This is a genomic window from Novosphingobium sp. GW835-FHT14H07 (assembly GCF_058793515.1).
In genome coordinates this window covers 78215-98514 of sequence record NZ_JBXAFX010000015.1, presented here as the reverse complement: position 1 = coordinate 98514, position 20300 = coordinate 78215, and the positions used below count along the sequence as shown (strand labels likewise).

The 20300-nt window shown below is 65.6% G+C and carries 16 protein-coding genes and 1 pseudogene; 15 read left to right on the top strand and 2 right to left on the bottom strand.

Annotated elements, in window-relative coordinates; genetic code table 11:
• Positions 1-213, top strand: a pseudogene (locus AC1Q5P_RS14535) (mannitol dehydrogenase family protein); the annotation flags it as partial.
• Between the two features lie 10 nt (positions 214-223).
• Here AC1Q5P_RS14535 and AC1Q5P_RS14530 read toward each other — a convergent pair.
• Positions 224-892, bottom strand: coding sequence for a GntR family transcriptional regulator (locus AC1Q5P_RS14530; protein ID WP_492519300.1), 669 nt, complete (start codon positions 890-892; stop codon positions 224-226).
• A 131-nt stretch (positions 893-1023) separates the two neighbouring features.
• On the opposite strand from AC1Q5P_RS14530, the gene AC1Q5P_RS14525 reads away from it, so the two are divergent.
• Genes AC1Q5P_RS14525 through AC1Q5P_RS14470 form a run of 12 tightly spaced genes read left to right on the top strand, consistent with a single transcriptional unit; the run spans position 1024 to position 17069 of the window.
• Entirely contained in the window at positions 1024-2772 is a 1749-nt protein-coding gene (locus AC1Q5P_RS14525) for a CocE/NonD family hydrolase (protein WP_492519299.1), read from the top strand.
• A gap of 54 nt (positions 2773-2826) precedes the next feature.
• On the top strand, positions 2827-5529 hold the full coding sequence (locus AC1Q5P_RS14520) for a TonB-dependent receptor domain-containing protein (RefSeq protein ID WP_492478427.1): 2703 nt from the start codon (positions 2827-2829) through the stop codon (positions 5527-5529).
• Between the two features lie 17 nt (positions 5530-5546).
• Complete coding sequence (locus tag AC1Q5P_RS14515) at positions 5547-6650, top strand: CapA family protein (protein WP_492519298.1); 1104 nt, start codon at positions 5547-5549, stop codon at positions 6648-6650.
• Positions 6647-7096 (top strand): TRAP transporter small permease, encoded by a 450-nt coding sequence (locus tag AC1Q5P_RS14510; protein WP_492519297.1) that lies wholly within the window; start codon positions 6647-6649, stop codon positions 7094-7096. The genes AC1Q5P_RS14515 and AC1Q5P_RS14510 overlap by 4 nt, the downstream gene beginning before the upstream one ends.
• Positions 7096-8403: a TRAP transporter large permease gene (locus tag AC1Q5P_RS14505; RefSeq protein WP_492519296.1), complete on the top strand. Its 1308-nt coding sequence runs from the start codon at positions 7096-7098 to the stop codon at positions 8401-8403. The genes AC1Q5P_RS14510 and AC1Q5P_RS14505 overlap by 1 nt, the downstream gene beginning before the upstream one ends.
• 41 nt (positions 8404-8444) lie before the next feature.
• Complete coding sequence (locus AC1Q5P_RS14500) at positions 8445-9284, top strand: hypothetical protein (RefSeq protein WP_236727182.1); 840 nt, start codon at positions 8445-8447, stop codon at positions 9282-9284.
• Complete coding sequence (locus tag AC1Q5P_RS14495) at positions 9281-11368, top strand: CaiB/BaiF CoA-transferase family protein (protein ID WP_492519295.1); 2088 nt, start codon at positions 9281-9283, stop codon at positions 11366-11368. Before AC1Q5P_RS14500 ends, AC1Q5P_RS14495 begins: the two co-directional genes overlap by 4 nt.
• Entirely contained in the window at positions 11365-12666 is a 1302-nt protein-coding gene (locus AC1Q5P_RS14490) for a 2-hydroxyacyl-CoA dehydratase subunit D (protein WP_492519294.1), read from the top strand. Before AC1Q5P_RS14495 ends, AC1Q5P_RS14490 begins: the two co-directional genes overlap by 4 nt.
• Positions 12663-13694 (top strand): TRAP transporter substrate-binding protein DctP, encoded by a 1032-nt coding sequence (gene dctP, locus AC1Q5P_RS14485; protein ID WP_039336793.1) that lies wholly within the window; start codon positions 12663-12665, stop codon positions 13692-13694. Before AC1Q5P_RS14490 ends, dctP begins: the two co-directional genes overlap by 4 nt.
• Entirely contained in the window at positions 13691-14614 is a 924-nt protein-coding gene (locus AC1Q5P_RS14480; RefSeq protein ID WP_492519293.1) for an alpha/beta hydrolase, read from the top strand. The genes dctP and AC1Q5P_RS14480 overlap by 4 nt, the downstream gene beginning before the upstream one ends.
• Positions 14611-15786 carry a CaiB/BaiF CoA transferase family protein gene (locus AC1Q5P_RS14475; protein ID WP_492519292.1) on the top strand — a complete coding sequence of 392 codons (1176 nt, stop codon included), beginning with the start codon at positions 14611-14613 and terminating at the stop codon, positions 15784-15786. Before AC1Q5P_RS14480 ends, AC1Q5P_RS14475 begins: the two co-directional genes overlap by 4 nt.
• A complete protein-coding gene (locus tag AC1Q5P_RS14470) occupies positions 15783-17069 on the top strand; it encodes an alpha/beta fold hydrolase (protein WP_492519291.1) in 1287 nt (428 codons plus the stop codon). Before AC1Q5P_RS14475 ends, AC1Q5P_RS14470 begins: the two co-directional genes overlap by 4 nt.
• Before the next feature lie 18 nt (positions 17070-17087).
• On the opposite strand, the gene AC1Q5P_RS14465 is transcribed toward AC1Q5P_RS14470, so the two are convergent.
• Positions 17088-18020, bottom strand: coding sequence for an alpha/beta hydrolase (locus tag AC1Q5P_RS14465; RefSeq protein ID WP_492519290.1), 933 nt, complete (start codon positions 18018-18020; stop codon positions 17088-17090).
• 113 nt (positions 18021-18133) lie between these two features.
• On the opposite strand from AC1Q5P_RS14465, the gene AC1Q5P_RS14460 reads away from it, so the two are divergent.
• Both AC1Q5P_RS14460 and AC1Q5P_RS14455 read left to right on the top strand, forming a co-directional pair.
• Complete coding sequence (locus AC1Q5P_RS14460) at positions 18134-19255, top strand: CapA family protein (RefSeq protein WP_492519289.1); 1122 nt, start codon at positions 18134-18136, stop codon at positions 19253-19255.
• The gene (locus AC1Q5P_RS14455) at positions 19252-20280 is read left to right on the top strand and encodes a hypothetical protein (protein ID WP_492519288.1); all 1029 of its coding nucleotides are present in this window, start codon (positions 19252-19254) and stop codon (positions 20278-20280) included. Before AC1Q5P_RS14460 ends, AC1Q5P_RS14455 begins: the two co-directional genes overlap by 4 nt.
• The last annotated feature ends 20 nt before the right edge of the window (positions 20281-20300 follow it).

Sequence of the window (20300 nt, the reverse complement as noted above, 5' to 3'; positions counted from 1 at the left end):
GAGACGCTGGCGCACAACGAGAAACACGGCCGCACCTGCCCCGCCATACGCGAAGGCCTGACCGCCTGGATCCACCATCTGCAAGGCCACAACGGACCCGTCGACGACCCCCTCGCCGACAAACTCTCCCGCGCCGCCAAAAGCGCCGATCCCATGACCGCGCTGTTCGGTGAAGGCGGGCCGATGGCGGGAGTCTGGACGTTCAAGCCGTGACGGGACCCGGTCAGCGGTAGAATTCGTCCTCGATGCGGGCGAGGGTTTCGAACCCGTCGCCGATGTGCTGGCGCATGGCGCGTTCGGCACCATCGGCGTCCCCGGCGAGAATCAGTGTAAGCATGGCCTGATGATCGGCGTTGGCGGTCTTCAGGCGCTCCTCGTCGTAGAAGCTTTCGAAAAGAAGGCGATGGATCGGCACGTTCAGCCGCTGGAGGTGATCGGCGATGACCTTGTTGCCCGATCCTTCGACGATCAGGCGATGCCATTCATTGTTGAGCCTGCCGAACCGGTCCGGCGCGCGTTCGCGCACGCAGGCGTCAAGCTGGTCCTGCAAGGCCTTGAGCCGGCCCAGCATGACGGCATCGGCATTCACGGTGAAATCGTGCGCCGCCATGCCTTCGAGCGCCATGCGCGCCCGATAGATCTGGCGCACCTCGTCAAGCGTGGAGCTGCGGACCGACGCGCCGCGAAATTCCTCGATCTCGACAAGGCCTTCGCCTTCGAGCCGCTTGAGCGCCTCGCGCACCTTCGACCGGCTCGCCCCGGTCTGGCGGATGATATCGACTTCGACCAGTCGCTGGCCCGGCACGAAGCGGCCGGTCCGGATGCGTTGACGGACCCAATCGGCGATTTCCTGCCCCGAAGGGGCGCGATCAATGGCTGCATCCTGGACCATGCGCAACCTTATCGCTGGTTATGGACGAAATTGTCAACAATATCGTTGTCCATTTTTCAGTTGTAAGCGCTTGCGGGATAGGTGATCACAGGGTTGCAAGAGCGGCGGATCGATCCGTCCGGGAGAGCATCGTGAAGGGAATCCGCAATCTTACGGGCGCCATCGTGGCGCTGGCAAGCGTGGCCACGTTCGTCGCTGGGCCCGTTGCTGCCGCCGCGGACGGCTATCCAGATGTCGTGCGCCAGTCGATCTACGTGCCGGTGCGCGATGGCACGAGGCTGGCGGTGAACATCTACCGGCCCGCCAGTGGTGCCACGGTTGCGCCTGAGCGTCTGCCGGTGATCTTCTCGTTCACGCCCTATCGAGCGCGCTTCAGGGACAAGGATGGCAAGGTCGTCGAACTTGCGCTTGATGATCGCCTCGCCATGCGCTCGCTGATCCGGGCGGGTTACGTTGTGGCCACCGCCGACATTCGCGGCAAGGGCGCTTCCTTCGGACACCGTCGGGGATTTCAGGATCGTACCGAGGCCTATGACGGTTACGATCTGGTCGAGTGGCTGGCGCGCCAGCCGTTCTCCACCGGCAAGGTGGGCATGATCGGATGTTCCTACCTCGGCGGATCGACGTTCCATACTGCCACGACAACCCCGCCGTCGCTCAAGGCCGTGTTCATCGGCGCTTCCGACCTCGACAAGTATGCCTTCGTGCGGCGCGGCGGCATCCCTGCGCAGTTCAACACCCGGCCTGACGAGCCTGCCGAAGTCGACCTCGCCAGCGTCCCGGTTGACGCCGACACGGATGGAGCGATGCTGAAGGCCGCCGTGGCCGAGCATGCCGCCAACACGCCGATGGCCCCGCTGTGGTACGGCATGCCTTATCGCGACAGCGTTTCGGCCTTCACCGGAAACGAGTTCTGGAACGAGGTCGGCACGTTCAACTACCTGGACCGCATCCGTGCCGCAGGCATCGCCACCTACTTCTGGAGCAACTGGCAGGACGAGCCGACAGCGCAGGCCCTGATCAGCGCCGCCAACATGCCGGGCTCAAGGTTCCTTGCCGGGCCCGGAAGCCATTGCGTGCCGCCGCCGGGGTTCGACTTTACCGGTGAGGTCACGCGCTATTTCGACCACGCTCTGAAAGGCGCGGCCAATGGCATGGAGTCTGCCCCGCGCGCGACCTACTGGCTCGAAGGCAAGGACGGGAAGGGGGGGTATGTTCGCTCCAACCTGCTGCCGGGCGAGGGGGCCAAGCCGGTGTCCTGGTTCCTTGAAGAGGGGAAGAGCGGCACGGCGCGATCGGTGAATGATGGTCTCCTCCGCGCCTCGGCGGGCGCACGCGGCGCGGATCGCTTCACGGTCAATTACGATCTTCCAGACCCCGAGTACTTCGCGTTCTGGGCCCAGCCGATGGACGCCAATGGCCTGTCCTATACCACGCCCGCGCTGACTGCGCCGGTGAAGCTGGTGGGCTTCCCCGTGGCGCGGCTGGCGGTTTCGACCGACAAGACTGACGCAAACGTCTTCGTCTACCTCGATCAGGTCGATGCCAGCGGCAAGGCCGAGGTCGTGGCGTTCGGGCGGCTCGCGCTTTCGCACCGCAAGGAGGGCAAGGCCCCCTACGACACGATGGGCTTGCCGTGGCATTCGGGAATGATGGCCGATGTCGTGCCGGTTCGGCCCGGTCAGGTCGTGCGCGTCAACATCGACATGACGCCGGTGTCGCGCGTGGTGCCAGCAGGCGCGCGGCTGCGGCTGACCGTGGCGGGGGCCGATCCGCGCCAGCGCAATCTCAAGGACATTCGCCAGAACCCGGCGCCGGTCATCACCGTGCATCGCGGCGGCGCCAATGCATCCCGGCTCGATCTGCCGGTAAACGACTGAGTTCTTTTTGAAATGCAAAGCCGCATCGACGGCTCAGGGAAGGAGTAGGGGATTATGAAGGGCAAGAGGATCGGGGCCTCGCGGGCCATGCTGAAGCTGGGGTGCTGCGCGCTGGCGATCACGCTTTCGGGTGCGGCCTTCGCGCAGGAGGCGGCGCAGGATACACCTGAAGAGGGCGCGGCCAGCAACGCCGAGATCATCGTCACCGGCAGCCGCGTGCGCGGCGAGGCGCCGGTCGGCTCCACCGTCACGACGCTGGGTCGCAAGGAGATCGAGGCTTCGAGCCAGGTCACCGTCGACCGCATGATCAAGGAGATCCCGCAGGTCTTCGACCTCGGCGTGTCCGAGAACTCGCGCGGACAATCGGGCGGCAGCGGCAACATCACCTATGGCAACTCGGTCAACCTGCGCGGCATCGGACCTTATGCCACGCTGGTGCTGGTCGATGGCCACCGCGTGACCAACAACAGCCGCTCGATCGATCCTTCGGTCATTCCTTCGCTGGGCATCGAGCGCGTGGAAGTGGTCGCCGATGGCGCTTCGGCGATCTACGGGTCCGACGCGGTGGCGGGCGTGGTCAACCTGATCCCGCGCCGCTCGCTCGATGGTGGCGAAGTGTTTGCCCGCACCGGCATCTCCAGCCGGGGCGACTTCCATGAATATACCTTGGGCGCAGCGCTGGGCAAAGTGTTCGAACGCGGCCAGATCATGGTCGCCTACGAGCATGTCGAACGCTCAAACCTTTCGGGCGACGACCGTGATTTCTTCACCAGCGACCAGCGTCGCTTTGGCGGCGGCGATTATCGCATCGTCCGCTGCGCGCCGGGCAATATCAACGCCAACGGCACGACTTATGCGATTCCCTCCAGCGGGGTGACGCAGGCCACCGCAGGAAGCCTCACTGCCGGTTCGCTCAACAAGTGCGACGAGCTCGACAATCAGGACCTGATCCCGCGCCAGAAGTATGACTCGGTCAACAGCACTGGCCGCTACGAACTGACCGACTGGCTCGACGTGTTCTACGACGGGTTCTATTCCAAGCGCTCGTTCTATCGCATCTCGGCCTATTCGAATGCGCGCCTGACGGTGCCGCAGACCAATGCCTTCTTCGTGCGGCCCGATGGCTTTACCGGCTCGAGCTACACGCTCGACTACAACTTCCGGAACGACCTGCCGACCAACGATTCCTATGGCTACGCCCGTTCTTGGCAGATCACGCCGGGGATCAAGGCAAAGCTGCCCGGAGGCTGGGAAGCCGAGGCCCTGTTTGGTTATGGCAAGACCAATGATTTCTCGGGCTCCTACTTCGGCGTGAACAATGCAGCCCTCAACGCCGCGCTCGCCAGCAGCAATCCCGCGACGGCGTTCGATCCCTATGGCCTCGGTCGCACCAGCCAGGCCGTGCTTGATGGCATCGCCAACCAGATCTTTCTTGCGCCGACAAATGGCCGCCTGCGTACGTACGAAGCGCGGCTCAACGGCGGGCTCTTCGCGCTGCCGGGCGGCGAAGTGAAGCTGGCGACGGGGTATGAGCGGCAGGACTTCAAGGTCGCGCTCGGCTCCGCACGCGGCGCGCCGACGAATCCGATCACCTTCCGCAACTTCGGCCGCAAGGTTGATTCGTTCTATGGCGAGCTGTTCATTCCCGTGTTCGGGCCGGACAATGCCATGCCCGGGTTCCAGCGGCTCGAGATCAATGCCGCGGTCCGTCATGACAAGTACAGCGATGTCGGCAGCACGACCAATCCCAAGTTCGGCGTGAACTGGGTGCCGGTCGACGGGATCAAGCTGCGCGGCAGCTATGGCACATCGTTCCGCGCGCCGACGATCCCCGAGATCTACGGCAATTCCAACAACCTGTTCGGCCAGTCCTACCAGAACCCGGCGGGCGGCGCGCCGTTGCAGGGCTATGCCCTTTCGGGCCCGAACCTCGATCTGAAGCCCGAGACGGCGACGTCATGGTCGGTCGGTGCGGACTTCGAACCGACCCGCAATCTGCGCTTCTCGGTCACCTACTGGGACGTGAACTACAAGAACCAGGTGCTGGCGAACCTCTCCAACCTCGCCATCCTTGGCACCGAGGCGCAGTATGCAGGAACGGGCATCATCCTGCGCGGCACCGATGCCGCGACGCGCGTGCAGCAGCTGCTGGCGCAAGGCGTGACGCTGGCGGGCGGGTCTTTCCCCGGTGGCAACCCGGCCAACGTGACCCTGTTCGTCGACGGGCGCAGCCAGAACCTTGGCGTCTCGATCACCCGTGGCATCGATTTCACCGCCACGTGGCGCGCCGAACTGGGCAGCGAGGATGCGCTGACCTTCAACGCTTCGGGCACTTACCTCACCAAGTACCGCGTGGCGCTGACGCCCAAGGCGCCGCTGATCGATCGGCTGGACTTCATCTTCAACCCGCTCAAGTTCAAGGCGCGGGGCAGCGTGACCTGGGATCACGGTCCGTTCAGCGCGCGTGTGCAGGCGATCCATGTCGGTGGCTACTTCAACAACCTGACGGTCGGCGGCCAGAACGTGAAGAGCTACACCCCGGTTGACCTCAACCTCACGTTCCGCATCGGCGACCAGCAGGCAAGTGGGTTCTTCGAGAAGGGGATGACGCTCGGCCTCGAAGTGCGGAACGTGTTCGACACCGATCCGCCTTACGTGAACCTTGCGCCAAGCGGCAACGGCAGCGGCGGTTATGATGCCACCGCCAGCGATCCCATCGGGCGGCTGTTTGCGGTAAGCCTGCGCAAGTCGTTCTGAGAACTGAAGGGTCGCAAGTGCGCAAGGCGATTACCATGGTGCTGGCGGGGGACCTCGTGCTCGACGAGCCCGATGCCCCCTACTGGCTGGCAGGAATTGCCCCGGCGCTGAAGGAGGCCGACCTTGCGGTGGGCCACCTCGAGGTGCCGCACACCGGGCGGGGACAGGAGCTGCAAGGCGACGTTCCCGCGCCGGGCGCGCCGCCTTCGAATGTTGCCGCCATCGCTGCGGCGGGGTTTCACATGCTGAGCCTTGCCGGAAACCACATTGCCGATTGCGGGGCAGAAGGAATCGCTGACACGCTGTCCCTCATGGCCGAGGCAGGTCTCGTCGGATCGGGCGCAGGACTGTCGCTGGTCGAGGCGCGCAAGCCGGCGATGGTCGAGCGCTGCGGCATGCGCATTGCCCTGCTCAGCTACAACTGCGTCGGGCCTGAAAACAGCTGGGCTGGCGATGCCCAGGCAGGTTGCGCCTATCTGCGGATCGAAACTGCAGATGGTGGACCGATCGCCCCTGCCGCCGATCTTGTCGTTGTGACGGATCAGGCGCTCGAAGTGCTCCGCAAGGATATCGCGGCGGTGCGCGAAAGCGCGGACGTGATCATGGTCGCGCTACACAAGGGGGTGGTCCACACGCCCGCCCGCCTGGCCCCCTACGAGCGTGCGATCAGCCACGCAGCCATCGAGGCCGGGGCGGACGTCGTCATCGGGCATCACGCGCATATCGTTCGCGGGATCGAATTCCATCAGGGCAAGCTGATCTTCCATGGCCTTGGCAATGGTTGCGTCGTGACGAGTGCGCTGAGCCCGGCGCAGGACCACCCGGCGCGGCGCGAATGGGCCGAACGGCGCAAGGCACTGTTCGGTTTCGAACCGGACCCGGCCTTTACCCTCGCGCCGTTTCATCCGGAGGCGGTCAATGCCATGCTCGGGCGGCTGACAATCCATGAAGATGGCCGGATCGAAGCCGGGATCATCCCGGTGGACGTTCTGGCACCCGGAAGGCCCGTTCTGGCCGAAGGCGAGAGGAAATCCGAGATCGCCCGCTATATCGAAGACATCACGCGGAAGGCCGGTCTGCCGCCGATCACCATCGCCGCTGACGGCACGGTGCGCGCATGATCGGGGTGCGCAACGCCATCACCCTGCTCGGCGGGGTCGCGCTGCTGGGAGCAACAGCAACGGATACTGTTGCGGTGATCGGCCGCCATGTCGGCCTGCCGCTGCGGGGCTCCATCGAACTGGTCCAGTTCTTTGTCCTCGTTGACGGATCGCTGGCCTTGCTGGTGGCAACTGCGGAGCGGGCGCACGCCAAGGTGCATCTGGTGGTGGACCGCATGGGCGATGCCGGGAAGGCCGCCATGGCGCGGCTTTCGGGCCTGCTGGGCGCGGTGTTCTTTGCCGGGCTTCTCGCCGGGTCGTTGTGGCTCATGGCCGATCTGTGGAGCGGGCACGAGGAGAGCGAACTGCTCGGCATCTCGTGGCGCTGGATGCGGCTGTTCGCCAACCTGGCATTGCTGGCGACGACCGCAGTGCTGCTCGCGCAAGCCGTCAGGGGGCGCAAGTGATGTTTGCGACGCCCGCGACCGGCGTGATCGGTGTCCTGATCCTCTTTGCGCTGCTGTTGTCGGGCCTGCCGATCGGCGTGGCGCTGGGCCTCGTCGGGCTTGGCGGGCTGTGCCTTGTGCTCGGCCTTGAACCCGCACTGATCAAGGGCGGGGTAGTGCTGGTCGATACGCTGACCCGTTATGAACTGGGCACGCTGCCGCTGTTCATGTTCATGGCGCACCTGTTCTTCTCTTCCAACGCCAGCCGCGATCTGTTCGATGCGGCGGCGAAGCTGGTCGGCCATCGGCGCGGCGGGCTGGCCTATGCCTCGGTCGGCGGGTGCGCAGGCTTCGGTGCGATCAACGGATCGAGCCTGGCCACGGCAGCGACCATCGGCCTTGTTGCCCTGCCAGAAATGCGCAAGCGCGGCTATTCGGACGCACTGGCGACCGGGACTGTCGCGGCGGGCGGCACGCTGGGCCAGATGATCCCGCCTTCGGGCGCGCTGATCGTGTTCGGGATCATTGCCGAACAGTCCATCGGCAAACTGTTTACCGCAGCAATCGTGCCGGGGCTGACGCAGGCGCTGCTCTATTGCGCGGTCATCTGGATCGCCGTGCGCCTGCGCCCGCATATTGCCCCGGCCAGCGACCGCGCATCGTGGGCAGAGCGGTGGCAGGCCATCGGCAGGATCGCCGATATGATCTTGCTGATCGCGCTGGTCATCGGCGGCATTGCGCTCGGCTGGTTCAGCCCGTCCGAGGCCGCGTCGATCGGTGCAGCGGGCGCGCTCGCCATCGCGGCGTGGCGCAAGCGCCTCAATCGCGCCATGCTGATGCAGGCCTTCGAGGAAACGCTGCGCACGAGCGGGCTGATCCTCATGGTCATCATTGGCGCCCTGGTCTTCTCGGTCTTCGTTTCGGTTACAGGGCTGACCGACGCCATCGGCGCCTGGGTCACCGGCCTTGGCCTCGGCACGATACCCACGCTGATCCTTGTTGCGGTGATCCTGCTGCTGCTGGGTTCGGTGCTCGATGGCCTTGCGCTGATGCTTCTGACCACGCCGATCCTGCTGCCGGTGGTCGAAGGCGTGGGCATGTCTGCCATCTGGTTCGGCATCTTCCTGTGCCGCGCGATGGAAATCGGCTTCGTTCATCCGCCCTTGGGCATGAACCTGTTCGTGATCCAGGGCGTGGCCAAGGACGTTTCGATCAACCGCATCTTCAAGGGCGTGCTGCCGTTCCTGGCGAGCGACCTTTTGCACCTGCTCATCCTGATCCTGTTCCCCGCGTTGGCGCTGGGGCTGCCCGAATTGCTTGGAAACTGACGATGTTTGCTTATGCCGGACCAAACTTGCCGCATGACCTGTTGGAGGCGACCAGGCGCAATGCCGGACCGCTGACGTGGAACGTGGATCGCGCCATGCCCGCGGCGGACCGCTGGCTGGAAAGCAAGTTCGCGCCGTGGACCCGGTCGGTGCTGCAGGACTGGGCCGACGGCGCGCTCGACCATCTCGAGGCGGTCGTGTTCTCGCGCGCCGACGATAGTGCGCAGCGCCTATATTACTACCTGTGCGAGTTGCGCCGATCCGGCGCGATCAAGGGCCCGGAACCGCTGGTGCTGGATATTGCCAAAAGCCAGAGGCCTAGCAGTATCGCCCGCGACGAGGTGGCGCTGCGCAAGCTGGCGGAGCGGCTGGGCGTGGGCGAGGCGGCGCTGTCTGCGGCCATCGTTGCCGGCAACGCAGCCCGCGCAAAGCCGGGCATTCCGTCCGCCGAGGGCAAGGTATGCCTGATTGCCGGGAGTCCGCTGCCCGATGAGCGCATGCATCGCATGATCGAGCGCGAGGGCTGGACCGCAACCGGTCGCACGCTGGCCGACGAGTGGCAGGACGCAGGGCTGCTGGTGGAAGAGATCGGAAATCCCTTTGCCGCGGTTGCCCGCCAGCTTCATGCCCTTCGCCTCGACACGCGCGGCTTTTTCGATCGCTCCGGTGCGCTCACCGAAAGGGCTCTGGCGGTTGGCGCAAAAGCGGCTGTGCTGTGGCTGATCGAGGAGGACGACACGACCGTGTGGCACCTGCCTGCGATGCGCGCAGCGCTGGCGGCGCAGGGCCTGCCAGTCATGGTCGCCACCCGGCGCGACTGGTCGTGCCGTGACGGGATCGATGCCGAAATCACTGCCTTTCTCGCAGGAGTGGCCGCATGAAGCTGCTCAGCGGACACCGCGTTGCCGTACTCGGCGGCATGGCGGATCGCGCGCTCGCACGCTTCCTGGCATCGCTTGGTGCGGAACTGGGCGGGCCGGTCGAAGGCGCGTCGTTCGTGATCGATGACCTTGGACTGGAAGGGCTTGAGGGCGTCAACATTCCGGAGACGGTGGTGCATGTTTCGGTCACGCCGTTCGGTTCGGGCGGGCCACGCTCGGCCTGGAAGGGCGGCGAACTGGTCGCCTCGGCGATGGGCGGGGCCTTGCGGGTCACAGGCGAACCCGGCCTGCCCCCGGTCAAGGAGGCGGGCGACGCCTGCACCTTCCACGCCGACATGGTGGCCGCCTCGGGCGCGTTGGCGGCGCACTATGCACGTGGAAGCCACGGGAAGGGCCAGCACGTCGATGTTTCGATCCAGCAAGTCGCCTTCAGCCGCAATTTCAACGGCGTACTGGTCTGGCAGTTTGACGAGCGCAAGCTGGTCCGCGTTGGCGGCGCACTCGCCTATGGCAAGGCGACGGTGCGGGCGATCTGGCGGCTCGCCGATGGCTGGTGCTTCCATTCGCTGATGACCGGGCGCCTCGGCGCGCCCGCCAACCAGGCGCTGTCAGACTGGATCGACGAAGCGGGCATGCCCAATCCCATGGCTGGGACGGACTGGCTTTCCTACAACCGCTCCACTCTCCCTGCTGAAACCCGCAGCCTGTGGGAAGCGGCCATCGCCGCATTTTTCCTCTCGCGCACCAAGCACGAGATCGCGACCGAAGGCTTGCGGCGCGGGATCAACGCCTGCGTTGCCAACGAACCGGCAGACGTGCTGGCGGACCCGCATCTTGCCGCGCGGGGCTTCTTCGACACGGCGGATGGCCTGCCCGAACGCTTCGCTGCGTTCCGTGAAGGCAGCGCGCAAGTTGCCGCGCCCGCCATCCACACCGGCACCCGTCCGGGGCCGCTTTCGGGCGTGAAGGTGCTCGATTTCGCGTGGGCGCTGGTCGGTTCGATCACCACCAAGACACTGGGCGACCTTGGCGCGGAAATCGTCAAGATCGAGACGCGGACCAGGCCCGATCTGGCCCGTCTGGACGTGCAAGTCTCGGCCTCGAAGCCCGGCAACTGGGACGACAAGCCGTGGTTTTCGCACCTCAACACCTCCAAGCGCAGCCTTTCGCTCAACATGAAGAAGGCCGAGGCCCGCGAGCTGATCGATCCCCTGATCGACTGGGCCGACGTGGTGGTCGAGAACTTCTCGCCCGGCACGATGGCCAAGCTGGGTCTGGATTACGACAGCCTTGCGGCGCGCAACCCCGGGATCGTGATGGTCTCGGGCAGCGTGTTCGGCCAGACCGGGCCGATGGCGCAGGAATGGGGCGTCGATGGCACCGGCGGGGCGCTCTCGGGCCGCACTTACCTGACCGGCTGGCCGGATCGCGATCCGGTTATCCCCGGCGCGGTCCCGTTCGGCGACGTGATCGTGCCCTATGTCATGGCGGCAGGGGTCGCCGGCGCGCTGCAATATCGGCGCGAGACCGGGCGCGGCTGCCATATCGATGCTTCGATGTACGAGATCTGCGTCCAGCAGATGCGCGATTATCTTGAACAGGCCAAGCGGGGCGAGCGGCCGCAGCGCATGGGCAATGCCGATGCGCGGGTGTTCTGGCAGGACGTGCTCCCCGCGGCGGGCGAGGACCGCTGGGTGGCGGTCTCCTGCCCGACCGCGGCTGACCATGCGAAGCTTCTGGCGATCACTGGCGCCGATCCCGCCGCATGGACGGCATTTCGCGAGGACCACGCCATCGCCGCCGAGCTTCAGGCCCACGGCATCGCCTGCGGCGTGGTGCAGGATTGCGAGGACATGATCGAGCGCGACGCCCAGTTGATCGGGCGCGGCGCGCTGGTCACGCTCGACCATCCCCTGCTCGGTCCCTTCGGCCACATCGCCACGCCGCTGCGCTTCTCGCGCGATCGGTTCCAACCCTTCCGCGCGCCCGGCATGGGCGAGCATGTCCATGAAATCGCGCGCGATCTGTGCGGCCTGTCAGAGGCCCGGATTGCCGAACTCGAACAGGCAGGAGTCTTCCAGTGAGCGCCGAACCCATCACGAAACCCTCGGGCCAGCGCAGCCGCAAGGACCTTGCCTGCACCGCCGCTGCGAGCGCCTACCAGAAGCAGTTCGGAGCAGACCTCAGGCGCCGCGTCGTCGACGAGGGCGAGCCTTTTGCCATCGTCCAGGCCGATACGCCGCACGAAATATTCCACGTGATGGACATACCGATCATCACCAACCAGTGGTGGTCGGCCTACATCTCGGCCAAGCAGCTCTCGAACCATTATTTCGAGGTGATGGCGCAGGCCGGTTACCCGAAGAACAGCTGCAAGTACTGCTCGCTCGGCCTTGCCTGCACGCTGGCTAACGACCCCAGGACCGCGCCATGGGGCGGCTTGCCAAAGCCCACGGTGCTTGTCGCGCGGATGACCTGCGATTGCATCCAGCACGTGTTCGGGCAGTGGGCCGATGCGCTGGGCAGCGAATTCTTCCCGATGGAAGCCCCCGCGTGGGAGCACAAGGATCCGCGCTGGTTCGCCCATTCGAAGGACCAGTGGGAACAGGTCTATGACGCGGATCGCATCGCGCTGGCCGTTTCGGAAATGCGCGACCTGATTGCGCTGCTGGAGAACCGCACCGGTCGCAAGTTCGATGAGGAAAAGCTCCACTACCTGATGGAGCGCATCAACGAGCAGGAAGGCTATATCTGGCAAGCGGCGCAGGCCATCGGCAAGGCACGGCCGTGCCCGGTCTCGATCGCAGAGCAGATGCCCAACACGATGATTCCGCAGTGGCATCGCGGCTCCGACTGGGCGGTGGGGCATGCCAAGCGCTTTCGCGACGAGGTGATGGAGCGCATTGCCGCGGGCGAGGGCACCGCTGCGAATGAGAAGATTCGCCTGATGTGGATCGGCGCGGGCGTGTGGCACGATCCCGGCTTCTATCAGGCGCTGGAAGAGCGCATGGGCGCGGTCTTCGTCTGGTCGATGTACATGCCCTTTGCAGGTCCGCAGTACATCCGCGAAGTGCAGGGTCGCCCGATGGAGGCGCTGGCCAGCCGCATCTGCTCGATGAACGAGGTGCTGCACCTGCCGCCATGGATGAACGGCTGGATGACTAGCGAAGCAGAGCGCTGCGGCATCGATGCTTGCGTTGTCCTGCTGCCACCGGAGAACCGCCTGTCGCAATCCGGCACCAAGATCACCGCCGAGGCGCTGGAAAAGGCAGGCGTGCCGGTGCTGATGATCGACGCCGACATGGTCGATGCCGCCAATTGGGATCATGACAGGATGGTCGGCATGGTGGCGGAGTTCCTGCAGAAGCGAGAGCTCGCGTGAGGCTCTTCGCCGCCCTGCTGATCCTGCTCCTGGCGGCCTGCGCGCGCCCGGTCGATCCGGGCGTGACCGAACTGACTTATGCCTCGCCCTACAGCCCCAACCATCCGTTTTCCAAGGCCGACCAGGAATGGATGGCCTTTGTCGAAAAGCGCTCGGACGGGCGCATCCGGATCAGGCCGGTATGGTCGGGCGCGCTGCTTTCATCGGACATGTCGATGGAGGAACTGCGCCACGGCGTGGCCGATATCGGCCTGATCACGCCGATCTACGTGCGCGGCGGCACGCACCTCATCCGCATCCAGTCGGGCTTCTATCAGGGCGCGGACAGCGTGGAATCGCAGGTTGCGCTCTATGGGTGCATCGCCAGCGCCAATCCGCAGGTCGGGCATGAACTGGCAGGGCTCAAGGTGCTTGCGGTGCAGGGCGGCACGCTGCCCGGTCTCGTTACGGCCAACCGGCAGGTGCGCAGTCTGGATGACATCAAGGGCCTGCGCATCCGTGCGCCGACCGAACTCCTGAGCGTGCTGGACTCCCTCGGTGCGGACCCCGTCAACATGCCGATGGGCGAAGTCTACTCTGCCATGGCCAAGGGCGTGATCGACGGCGTGATCGCGCCGGAAGACACCTTCAAGTCGCTGCACTTTGCCGAAATCTCGAAGCACTTCTACCAGATCGCCGTGCCCCGAGGTGCCTATCCAGCGCGCGCGATGAGCGAGAAGCGCTGGAACGCCTTGTCCGAGGCTGATCGTCAGGTCCTGACCGATGGCATCGTCGTGTGGGAAGCGGCGCTGGCTCGCCAGGTTCGCGCCGCGGTCGAGAAGGGCAAGGCCGAAGCCGTGGCGGCCAAGGTCACCTTCAACCCTGCCAGCGTGGCAGACCAGCAGCGCTTCGACGCAATCTACCTGCGCGATTCAGAAGCCAATGCGCGCGGCCTTGCCGCCTATGGCATCGATGGCGAGGCTGCATTCCGTTCCGCCCGCGCAGCGGTGAAGGGACGGGACCGGATTACCTGCGGGAGTGGCACATGAAGAAGATGACATCCTTCCTGCTGGGCCTCGCGCTCGGCATCGCCCCGCTCACAGCAGAGGCGCAGAGTGCCCGGACGATCGGTATGCCTGCTGGTTCCGGCGGAATGCCTGCCATTGCGCAAGGCCGCGCCGATGCGCCGGGTTACACCATCTACCGCCCCGCAAAGTGGCCGAGCAAGCGCTTGCCACTGGTGCTGTGGGGCAATGGCGGCTGCCGCGACAACGGCCTGTCGGCCAGCCATTTCCTGCGTGAGATAGCCAGCCACGGCTATCTGGTCGTTGCCAATGGCACCCCGCGCGAGGAGCGGCCGGTGCTTGCCGCACTTCCTCCCGCAAACGGCCCGCGCCCGACAGGGGCTCCGCCGGCCCGCGCAACGCCGGACGAAACGCAGGTGAGCCAGTTGCTCGGCGCGATCGACTGGGTCAGGGGCAGCGATCTCGCGCCCCATGCCGATCTTTCACGCATTGCCGTCATGGGGCACTCCTGCGGCGGCCTGCAAGCCCTTGCAGCCGGTGCCGATCCACGCATCGGCGCGGTCGTCGCCTTCAACAGCGGAGTCTATGTGCGCGCAGGCTCGGGCCTGAGCGGCGTTGGCATTACCAAGGACGATCTCGCCAGGCTGCACACGCCCGTTGCCTACATCCTCGGCGGGCCTGACGACATTGCCTACCCCAACGGGTCTGACGATGTGTCGCGCATTGCCCATGTGCCGGTGTTCTTCGCCAACTCGGCCATCGGCCATGGCGGCACCTTCGGCCTTGCCAATGGTGGCGATTATGGCCGCATCGGCGCGGCCTGGCTCGATTGGCAATTGAAACGCAAGGCCAAGGCGGGCGCGATGTTTACCGGCCCCGACTGCGGGCTGTGCAAGGACAAGCAATGGACCGTGGTCCGCAAGCAATTTCCGGAGAAGCCATGATTTCGCCTCCAGCCACCGGCCCGCTCTCCGGCATCCGGATTGCCGACTTCAGCCACGTCATGGCTGGGCCTTACGCTTCGCACCTGCTGCGGATGATGGGGGCCGAGGTCATCAAGATCGAGCCCAAGGGCGGAGATGGCTTCCGCAACTATGGCGCTGACCGGCGCTACGACGGGATGTCGCCCGCGTTCATCGCTGCCAATGCCGGCAAGAAGTCGATCGCGCTCGATCTCAAGGACGAGGCCGATCTTGCCATTGCCCGGGGCGTGATCGCCCGGTCCGACGTCTTGCTCGAAAACTTCCGGCCCGGCGTCATGGCGCGGCTCGGTCTTGGCTACGAGGCTGCGTGCGATCTGCGTCCCGACCTGATATACTGCTCGGTTTCCGGCTATGGCCAGGAAGGCCCGCACCGCGATTGGCCGGCCATCGACAATATCGTGCAGGCCACCAGTGGCATGATGATGCTGAGTGGCGACGAGGGTGATCCGCCGGTGCGCGTGGGCTTCCCCATCGTCGATACGCTGACCGGACAGACCGCCGCCATGGCGATCCTCGGCGCGCTCATGCAGCGCGAGCGTGGCGGTGGGGGCAGCAAGCTCGATGTATCGATGTTCGATGCCAGCCTCGCCTTCATGACCTCGGCGCTGACTCCGTTCCTCGTGACCGGCAAGCCGATGAGCCGCATGGGCAACACCGGCTATAGCGGATTGCCGACGGCGTCGCTGTTCACCACGCGCGATGGGCGGCAGATCTCGCTCGGCGTAGTCCAGCCGCCGCAGTTCGCTGCACTCGCGCGCGAACTCGGACACGAGGACTGGCTGGCCGATGAACGCTTTGCCACGCCCGACGCCCGCCGCGCCAATTTCGATGCCATGCACGCCGCTCTCTCGGCCGTGTTCGCCACGGGCGATGCCGCTGATTGGGAGCAGCGCCTGAGCAATGCAGGCATTCCCTGCGGCATGGTGCGTCGCGTGGACGAGGCTGGGGCGCTTGCAGGCAAGGGCGCACTGGTGGATCTTCAGATTCCCGGTCTCCCCCAGGAATGCGTTCAAATTCCCGGCCCCGGCTACCGTGTGGCGGGGCAGGCGGGTCCGACGCTTGCCGCACCGCCCCGTCTAGATGCAGACCGTGCCGATATTCTCGCGTGGCTGGCGCAGGAGCCAGTGGCGTGAAGCTGCGTCTGCTGCTCGCCCCTCTGGCGATGCTTGCCGCTCCGCTCGTCGCGCAGGATGCAGCGCCCGTTTCGCGCATGATCGAGGGCACACTTGCCAGCGGGGCGAAATGGCAGGCACTGGTTCCGGCAAACTTCAACGGCAGCCTGCTGTTGTGGAGCCACGGCTACTCCCCTCGCATCGACCCGGCCGAACCCGCGCCTGCGCAGTACCGTGATCTGCTGCTCGCCAAGGGTTATGCGCTGGTGGCGTCAGACTATGGCGCGGGCGGGTGGTCGCTCGAACAGGCTGTGCCCGCGCAGCGCGCCACCGTCGAGGCCTTTGTCGCGCGCGAAGGGCGCCCGGCACGCGTGCTAGCCTGGGGGTCGTCAATGGGCGGCCTCATTTCCACCGCGCTGGCCGAGCAGGACAGGCCGGTGATCGACGGCGCTCTCGCGATGTGTCCTTCGATCGGCGGCGCGGTCGGCATGATGAACATGGGGCTGGACGGGGCTTTTGCCACTGCCACCCTGATCGCGCCCAATTCCGGGCTGTCGCTGGTCAACGTCGCTGACGACATGGCCAATGGCCGCAAGGCCATGGCGGCAATCGATGCTGCCCGTCAAACCCGCGAAGGCAGGGCGCGGATCGCACTGGCGGGTGTGCTCGGCGGCATTCCCGGCTGGACCCGGCCCGAGCGTCCCGAGCCGGCCGACGACGATGGCGAAGCGCAGGTTGACGAGATCGCCGCGACGCTGGTCATGGGCACCTTCATGCCGCGCAATGATCAGGAGAGCCGCGCGGGCGGCGTCTTCTCGTGGAACACCGGCGTGAACTACGCCCGGCAATTGGATCGTTCGGGACGTCGGCCCTTCGTGGAGGCGATGTATCGCAAGGCCGGGCTGAGCCTGAGCCGCGATCTCGCCACGCTTGCCCGCGCCCCAAGGGTCAGCGCCAAGCCATCAGCCGTGCGCTACATGCTTGATAACTATACGCCATCAGCCCGCCCGCGCGTGCCACTGGTGTCGCTGCAGGCTGTGGGCGATGGGCTGACCTCACCTTCGCTGCAGCGCGCCTATGCCGACGCTGCGCCGCCTGCGATGATGCAGCCGCTCTGGCACAAGGGAGCGGGGCACTGCCGCTTGCCGCCCGAACAGGTCCTTGCGGCGATTGCGCATCTTGAACAGCGCGTCGCTTCGGGCAAGTGGCCAGCGCGTCCGACCCAGTTCGTCGATCACACGCCGCCACCGATGTTGCGTCCGTGCCTGCGGCAGGAGGGCCCGTCCGGCCCGCGCTGCCGCTAGGCACCAGGCGCGCCCGTGTCAGTCGATCCCTTTCTTCTCGATTGTCCAGCCGGGCACGACGCACAAGCGGCAGTTGCTGCCGGTAAAGCTGCGCGCCGCAGTCTTGTCGCCGCGCAGTTGCCACTCCAGCCAGTCGACCGACAGCGCCGCCACCGCACCACCGTTTGCCGTGCGGAACGTGCCACCGTGGCCCACGGGCAGTTGAACCATGGCAGCCGGCACCTTGTCGATCCGCTTGAAATCATCGGTGCCGTTGGGAAAGGCGATGTCGTCCGGCCCGCCCAGGACATAAAGCACCGGCGTGTGCAGTTTCTCGAGCATCGCCTTGTTCACGGTGATGCCGCGGATCGGGTTGGTGCCGTCGGTAAACACGCCGCTGTTGTGTACCAGTACGGTGCGGATGCGCGGATCGGGCGCCACTTCGAGCGCCTGCAGGCCGCCGCAGCTGTGCCCGGCCACGGCCAGCGCCTTGTCGTCGATCCTGCCGTAGAGCGCGCTTCCAGCCTTGGCGTTCTCGGCCAGTGCCCAGTCGAGGCCCGCCTTCACGTCGGCACTGGTTGTTGCAACTGGCGGCAACTGGCCGGATTTTTCCGGCGCCCGCGGTTCGCGCTTTTTTGTCGCGCCCGGGCCGTTCATGATGTCGCCGGGCGCAATCACTACATAGCCATGGCTGGCAATCTCGATCAGGTGCTGCCGCGCACTGGCGCCATCGGCACTGCACCCGCCATTGCCCCAGACAAGCACCCCCAGCGCCTTGGCTTTCGCAAGGTCCGCCGGTCGATAGATCACATGCGCGGGCAGGGCGGGATCTTGCGTCATCACTGCCAGATAGGGCCCGGTGCCGGGTCCATTCGGCATCGTGTCGAAGCTGTTGGGCTGGTCTTGCGCGGCCAGCGGCGCTGCCATCATGGCCATGCCGAGCGCTGCGCCCATGATGTGATGTCTGCTCAAGCGATCCTCCTTCTCTTGCACCGCACATTTGTCTGACAGGTTCTGCAATGCAAGCGCTTGCGTAAAACGTTTGCCGCCTTTAAGCAATGGACCATAACAATGAAGGGAGAGACGTGATTCACACTGTTCTGGCCACTGGCGATCTCGCGATGGACCGCGATGATTACGACGCCTGCTTTGCCGGGACGGCGGCTGTCCTGCGCGCTGCGGACGTGGTGTTCGGCCAGCTCGAGACCAGCTTTGCCGAAAAGGGTGTCCGTCTGCCTCAGGCGCGCCATGCCGTGCTCGCCAGGCCCGAAGGTGCAGCCGCTCTGGGTCGCGCCGGGTTCGATGTGATCTCCATGGCCGGCAACCACGTGATGGACTGGGGACACGAAGCCTTCTTCGAAACGCGCAGGCACCTTGAAAAGGCGGGCATGAGCGTGGTCGGGGCCGGGGCCAACATTGCCGAGGCTCGCCGACCGGTGATCCGCTCGCTGGGCGATGGAACGCGCGTGGCCTTCCTCGCCTATTCCAGCATTCTCCCGCATTCCTACTGGGCTGACGAGCGTCGGCCCGGTTGCGCCCCGATGCGCGCCTTCACTGTCTATGAGCAGATCGAGCACGATCAGCCAGGCACCCCGGCGCGAGTCCACACCTATCCCCACCGCGAAGACCTCGCCGCAATGGAGGCAGACATCCGCGCCGCGAAACAGCAGGCCGACGTCGTCCTCGTCTCGCACCACTGGGGCATCCACTTCGTCCGTGCAGTGATTGCCGATTACCAGCGCGATGTTGCCCGCGCCGCGATTGCCGCCGGGGCCGATGCGATCTTCGGCGGCCATGCCCACATCCTCAAGGGCTGCGAGCTGATCGACGGCAAGCCGGTGTTCTATTCGCTGTGCAATTTCGCCACCGATCTTGCGATGGACGAGGCCCACGCCAATTCGAAGAGTTTCAACGAGATCCGCGTCCTTGCCGAAGAGTGGGAGCCGGATTTCGAAAGTCTCTACAACTTCCCGAAGGCCGCGCGCCTGTCCATGATCGCGCGGCTCGAAATCGCCGGTGGCAAGGTGCTGCGCGCGGGCTTGCTGCCGCTTGTCATCGGCCGCGATGCCGTGCCGCGCCTGGCCGAGCCGGGCAGCGAAGACCATGCCGCGGTGGTTGACTATCTGGCCGCCGTCACGCGGGAAGCCGGGCTCAACGCCGCGTACCGCGAAGACGCAGGCATGGTCGTGCTGGAGCAGGCAGCATGAAGCCGCGCGCCGCCGCATTTCCCCTCGAAGGCTACGTCCTGCTTTACCTGCTGGCGTACCTGCCGAACGTGATCGTGACCAAGCTGGTCACCTCGCAGCCGCACGCCGGGCTTGGCCGTCCGCTCACCGGCCTCGAAACCCTGCCCGCGTCGCTGATCATCAACATGGTGCTGACCTGGGGCTTCATCTGGCTGTCGGGCTGGCACCGTGATGCCAACAAAGTCTCGTTGGGGCCGGTCCGCTTGCCGTTCCCGGCATTCTACACCTTCCTTTCCGGCCTCGGCACTTCGCTGGTGCTGTTCACCGTGCCGCTCAGCTTCACCATCCCCAATGTCAGCATCCCGTTCATCCAGCTGGTCATGCGCGGCGACATCCTGATCATCGCGCCGCTGGTCGACGTGATGTTCGGCCGCCGCGTGCGCTGGTGGAGCTGGACTGCGCTGGCAATGGTCCTGTTCGCGCTGGTCATAACCCTGTCCGACCGGGGTGGCCTCAAGCTCCCACCGATCGCGATCCTCACCGTCGTGCTCTACACGCTGGGATATTTCCTGCGCCTGTTCGTAATGACGAAGATCTCCAAGAGCGGTGACCCGGCCTCGGTAAGGCGCTATTTCGTCGAGGAAAAGATGATCGCGCTGCCGATGTCGGTCGTGATTCTGGGTGTCATCTCGGCCAGCGGCATCGGCGGCCAATCGGGTGAGCTTGCCTGGGGCTTTATCGGCGTGTGGAGCGATCCGGTGCTGCTCGACCTCTTCTGGATCGGCGCCACGCTCACCGTGATTTCCGTGCTGGCCATCATCATCCTGCTCGACCCGCGCGAGAACGCCTACTGCGTGCCTTTGGAGCGCGCGGCGAGTCTTGTCGCCGGGATTGGCGGTTCGGTCCTGCTCGCATGGTTCTGGGGCCTGAAGATGCCGCGCGATGCCGAATTGATCGGCGCGGGCGTGCTGGTCGGCGCCATTGTCCTGCTCTCGCTCGCCCCGCGCCTTTCCGCGCATCGGCAAGCGCGAAGCGAAACTGCCTGAATTGAACGATTTGCCCGGCG

What these genes read in the sequence shown, in the direction of transcription:
- AC1Q5P_RS14505 (WP_492519296.1), top strand. Translation starts at nt 7,096, where the DNA reads ATGTTTGCGACGCCCGCGACCGGCGTGATCGGTGTCCTGATCCTCTTT.
- AC1Q5P_RS14495 (WP_492519295.1), top strand. Translation starts at nt 9,281, where the DNA reads ATGAAGCTGCTCAGCGGACACCGCGTTGCCGTACTCGGCGGCATGGCG.
- AC1Q5P_RS14530 (WP_492519300.1), bottom strand. Translation starts at nt 892, where the DNA reads ATGGTCCAGGATGCAGCCATTGATCGCGCCCCTTCGGGGCAGGAAATC.
- AC1Q5P_RS14480 (WP_492519293.1), top strand. Translation starts at nt 13,691, where the DNA reads ATGAAGAAGATGACATCCTTCCTGCTGGGCCTCGCGCTCGGCATCGCC.
- AC1Q5P_RS14510 (WP_492519297.1), top strand. Translation starts at nt 6,647, where the DNA reads ATGATCGGGGTGCGCAACGCCATCACCCTGCTCGGCGGGGTCGCGCTG.
- AC1Q5P_RS14455 (WP_492519288.1), top strand. Translation starts at nt 19,252, where the DNA reads ATGAAGCCGCGCGCCGCCGCATTTCCCCTCGAAGGCTACGTCCTGCTT.
- AC1Q5P_RS14475 (WP_492519292.1), top strand. Translation starts at nt 14,611, where the DNA reads ATGATTTCGCCTCCAGCCACCGGCCCGCTCTCCGGCATCCGGATTGCC.
- AC1Q5P_RS14520 (WP_492478427.1), top strand. Translation starts at nt 2,827, where the DNA reads ATGAAGGGCAAGAGGATCGGGGCCTCGCGGGCCATGCTGAAGCTGGGG.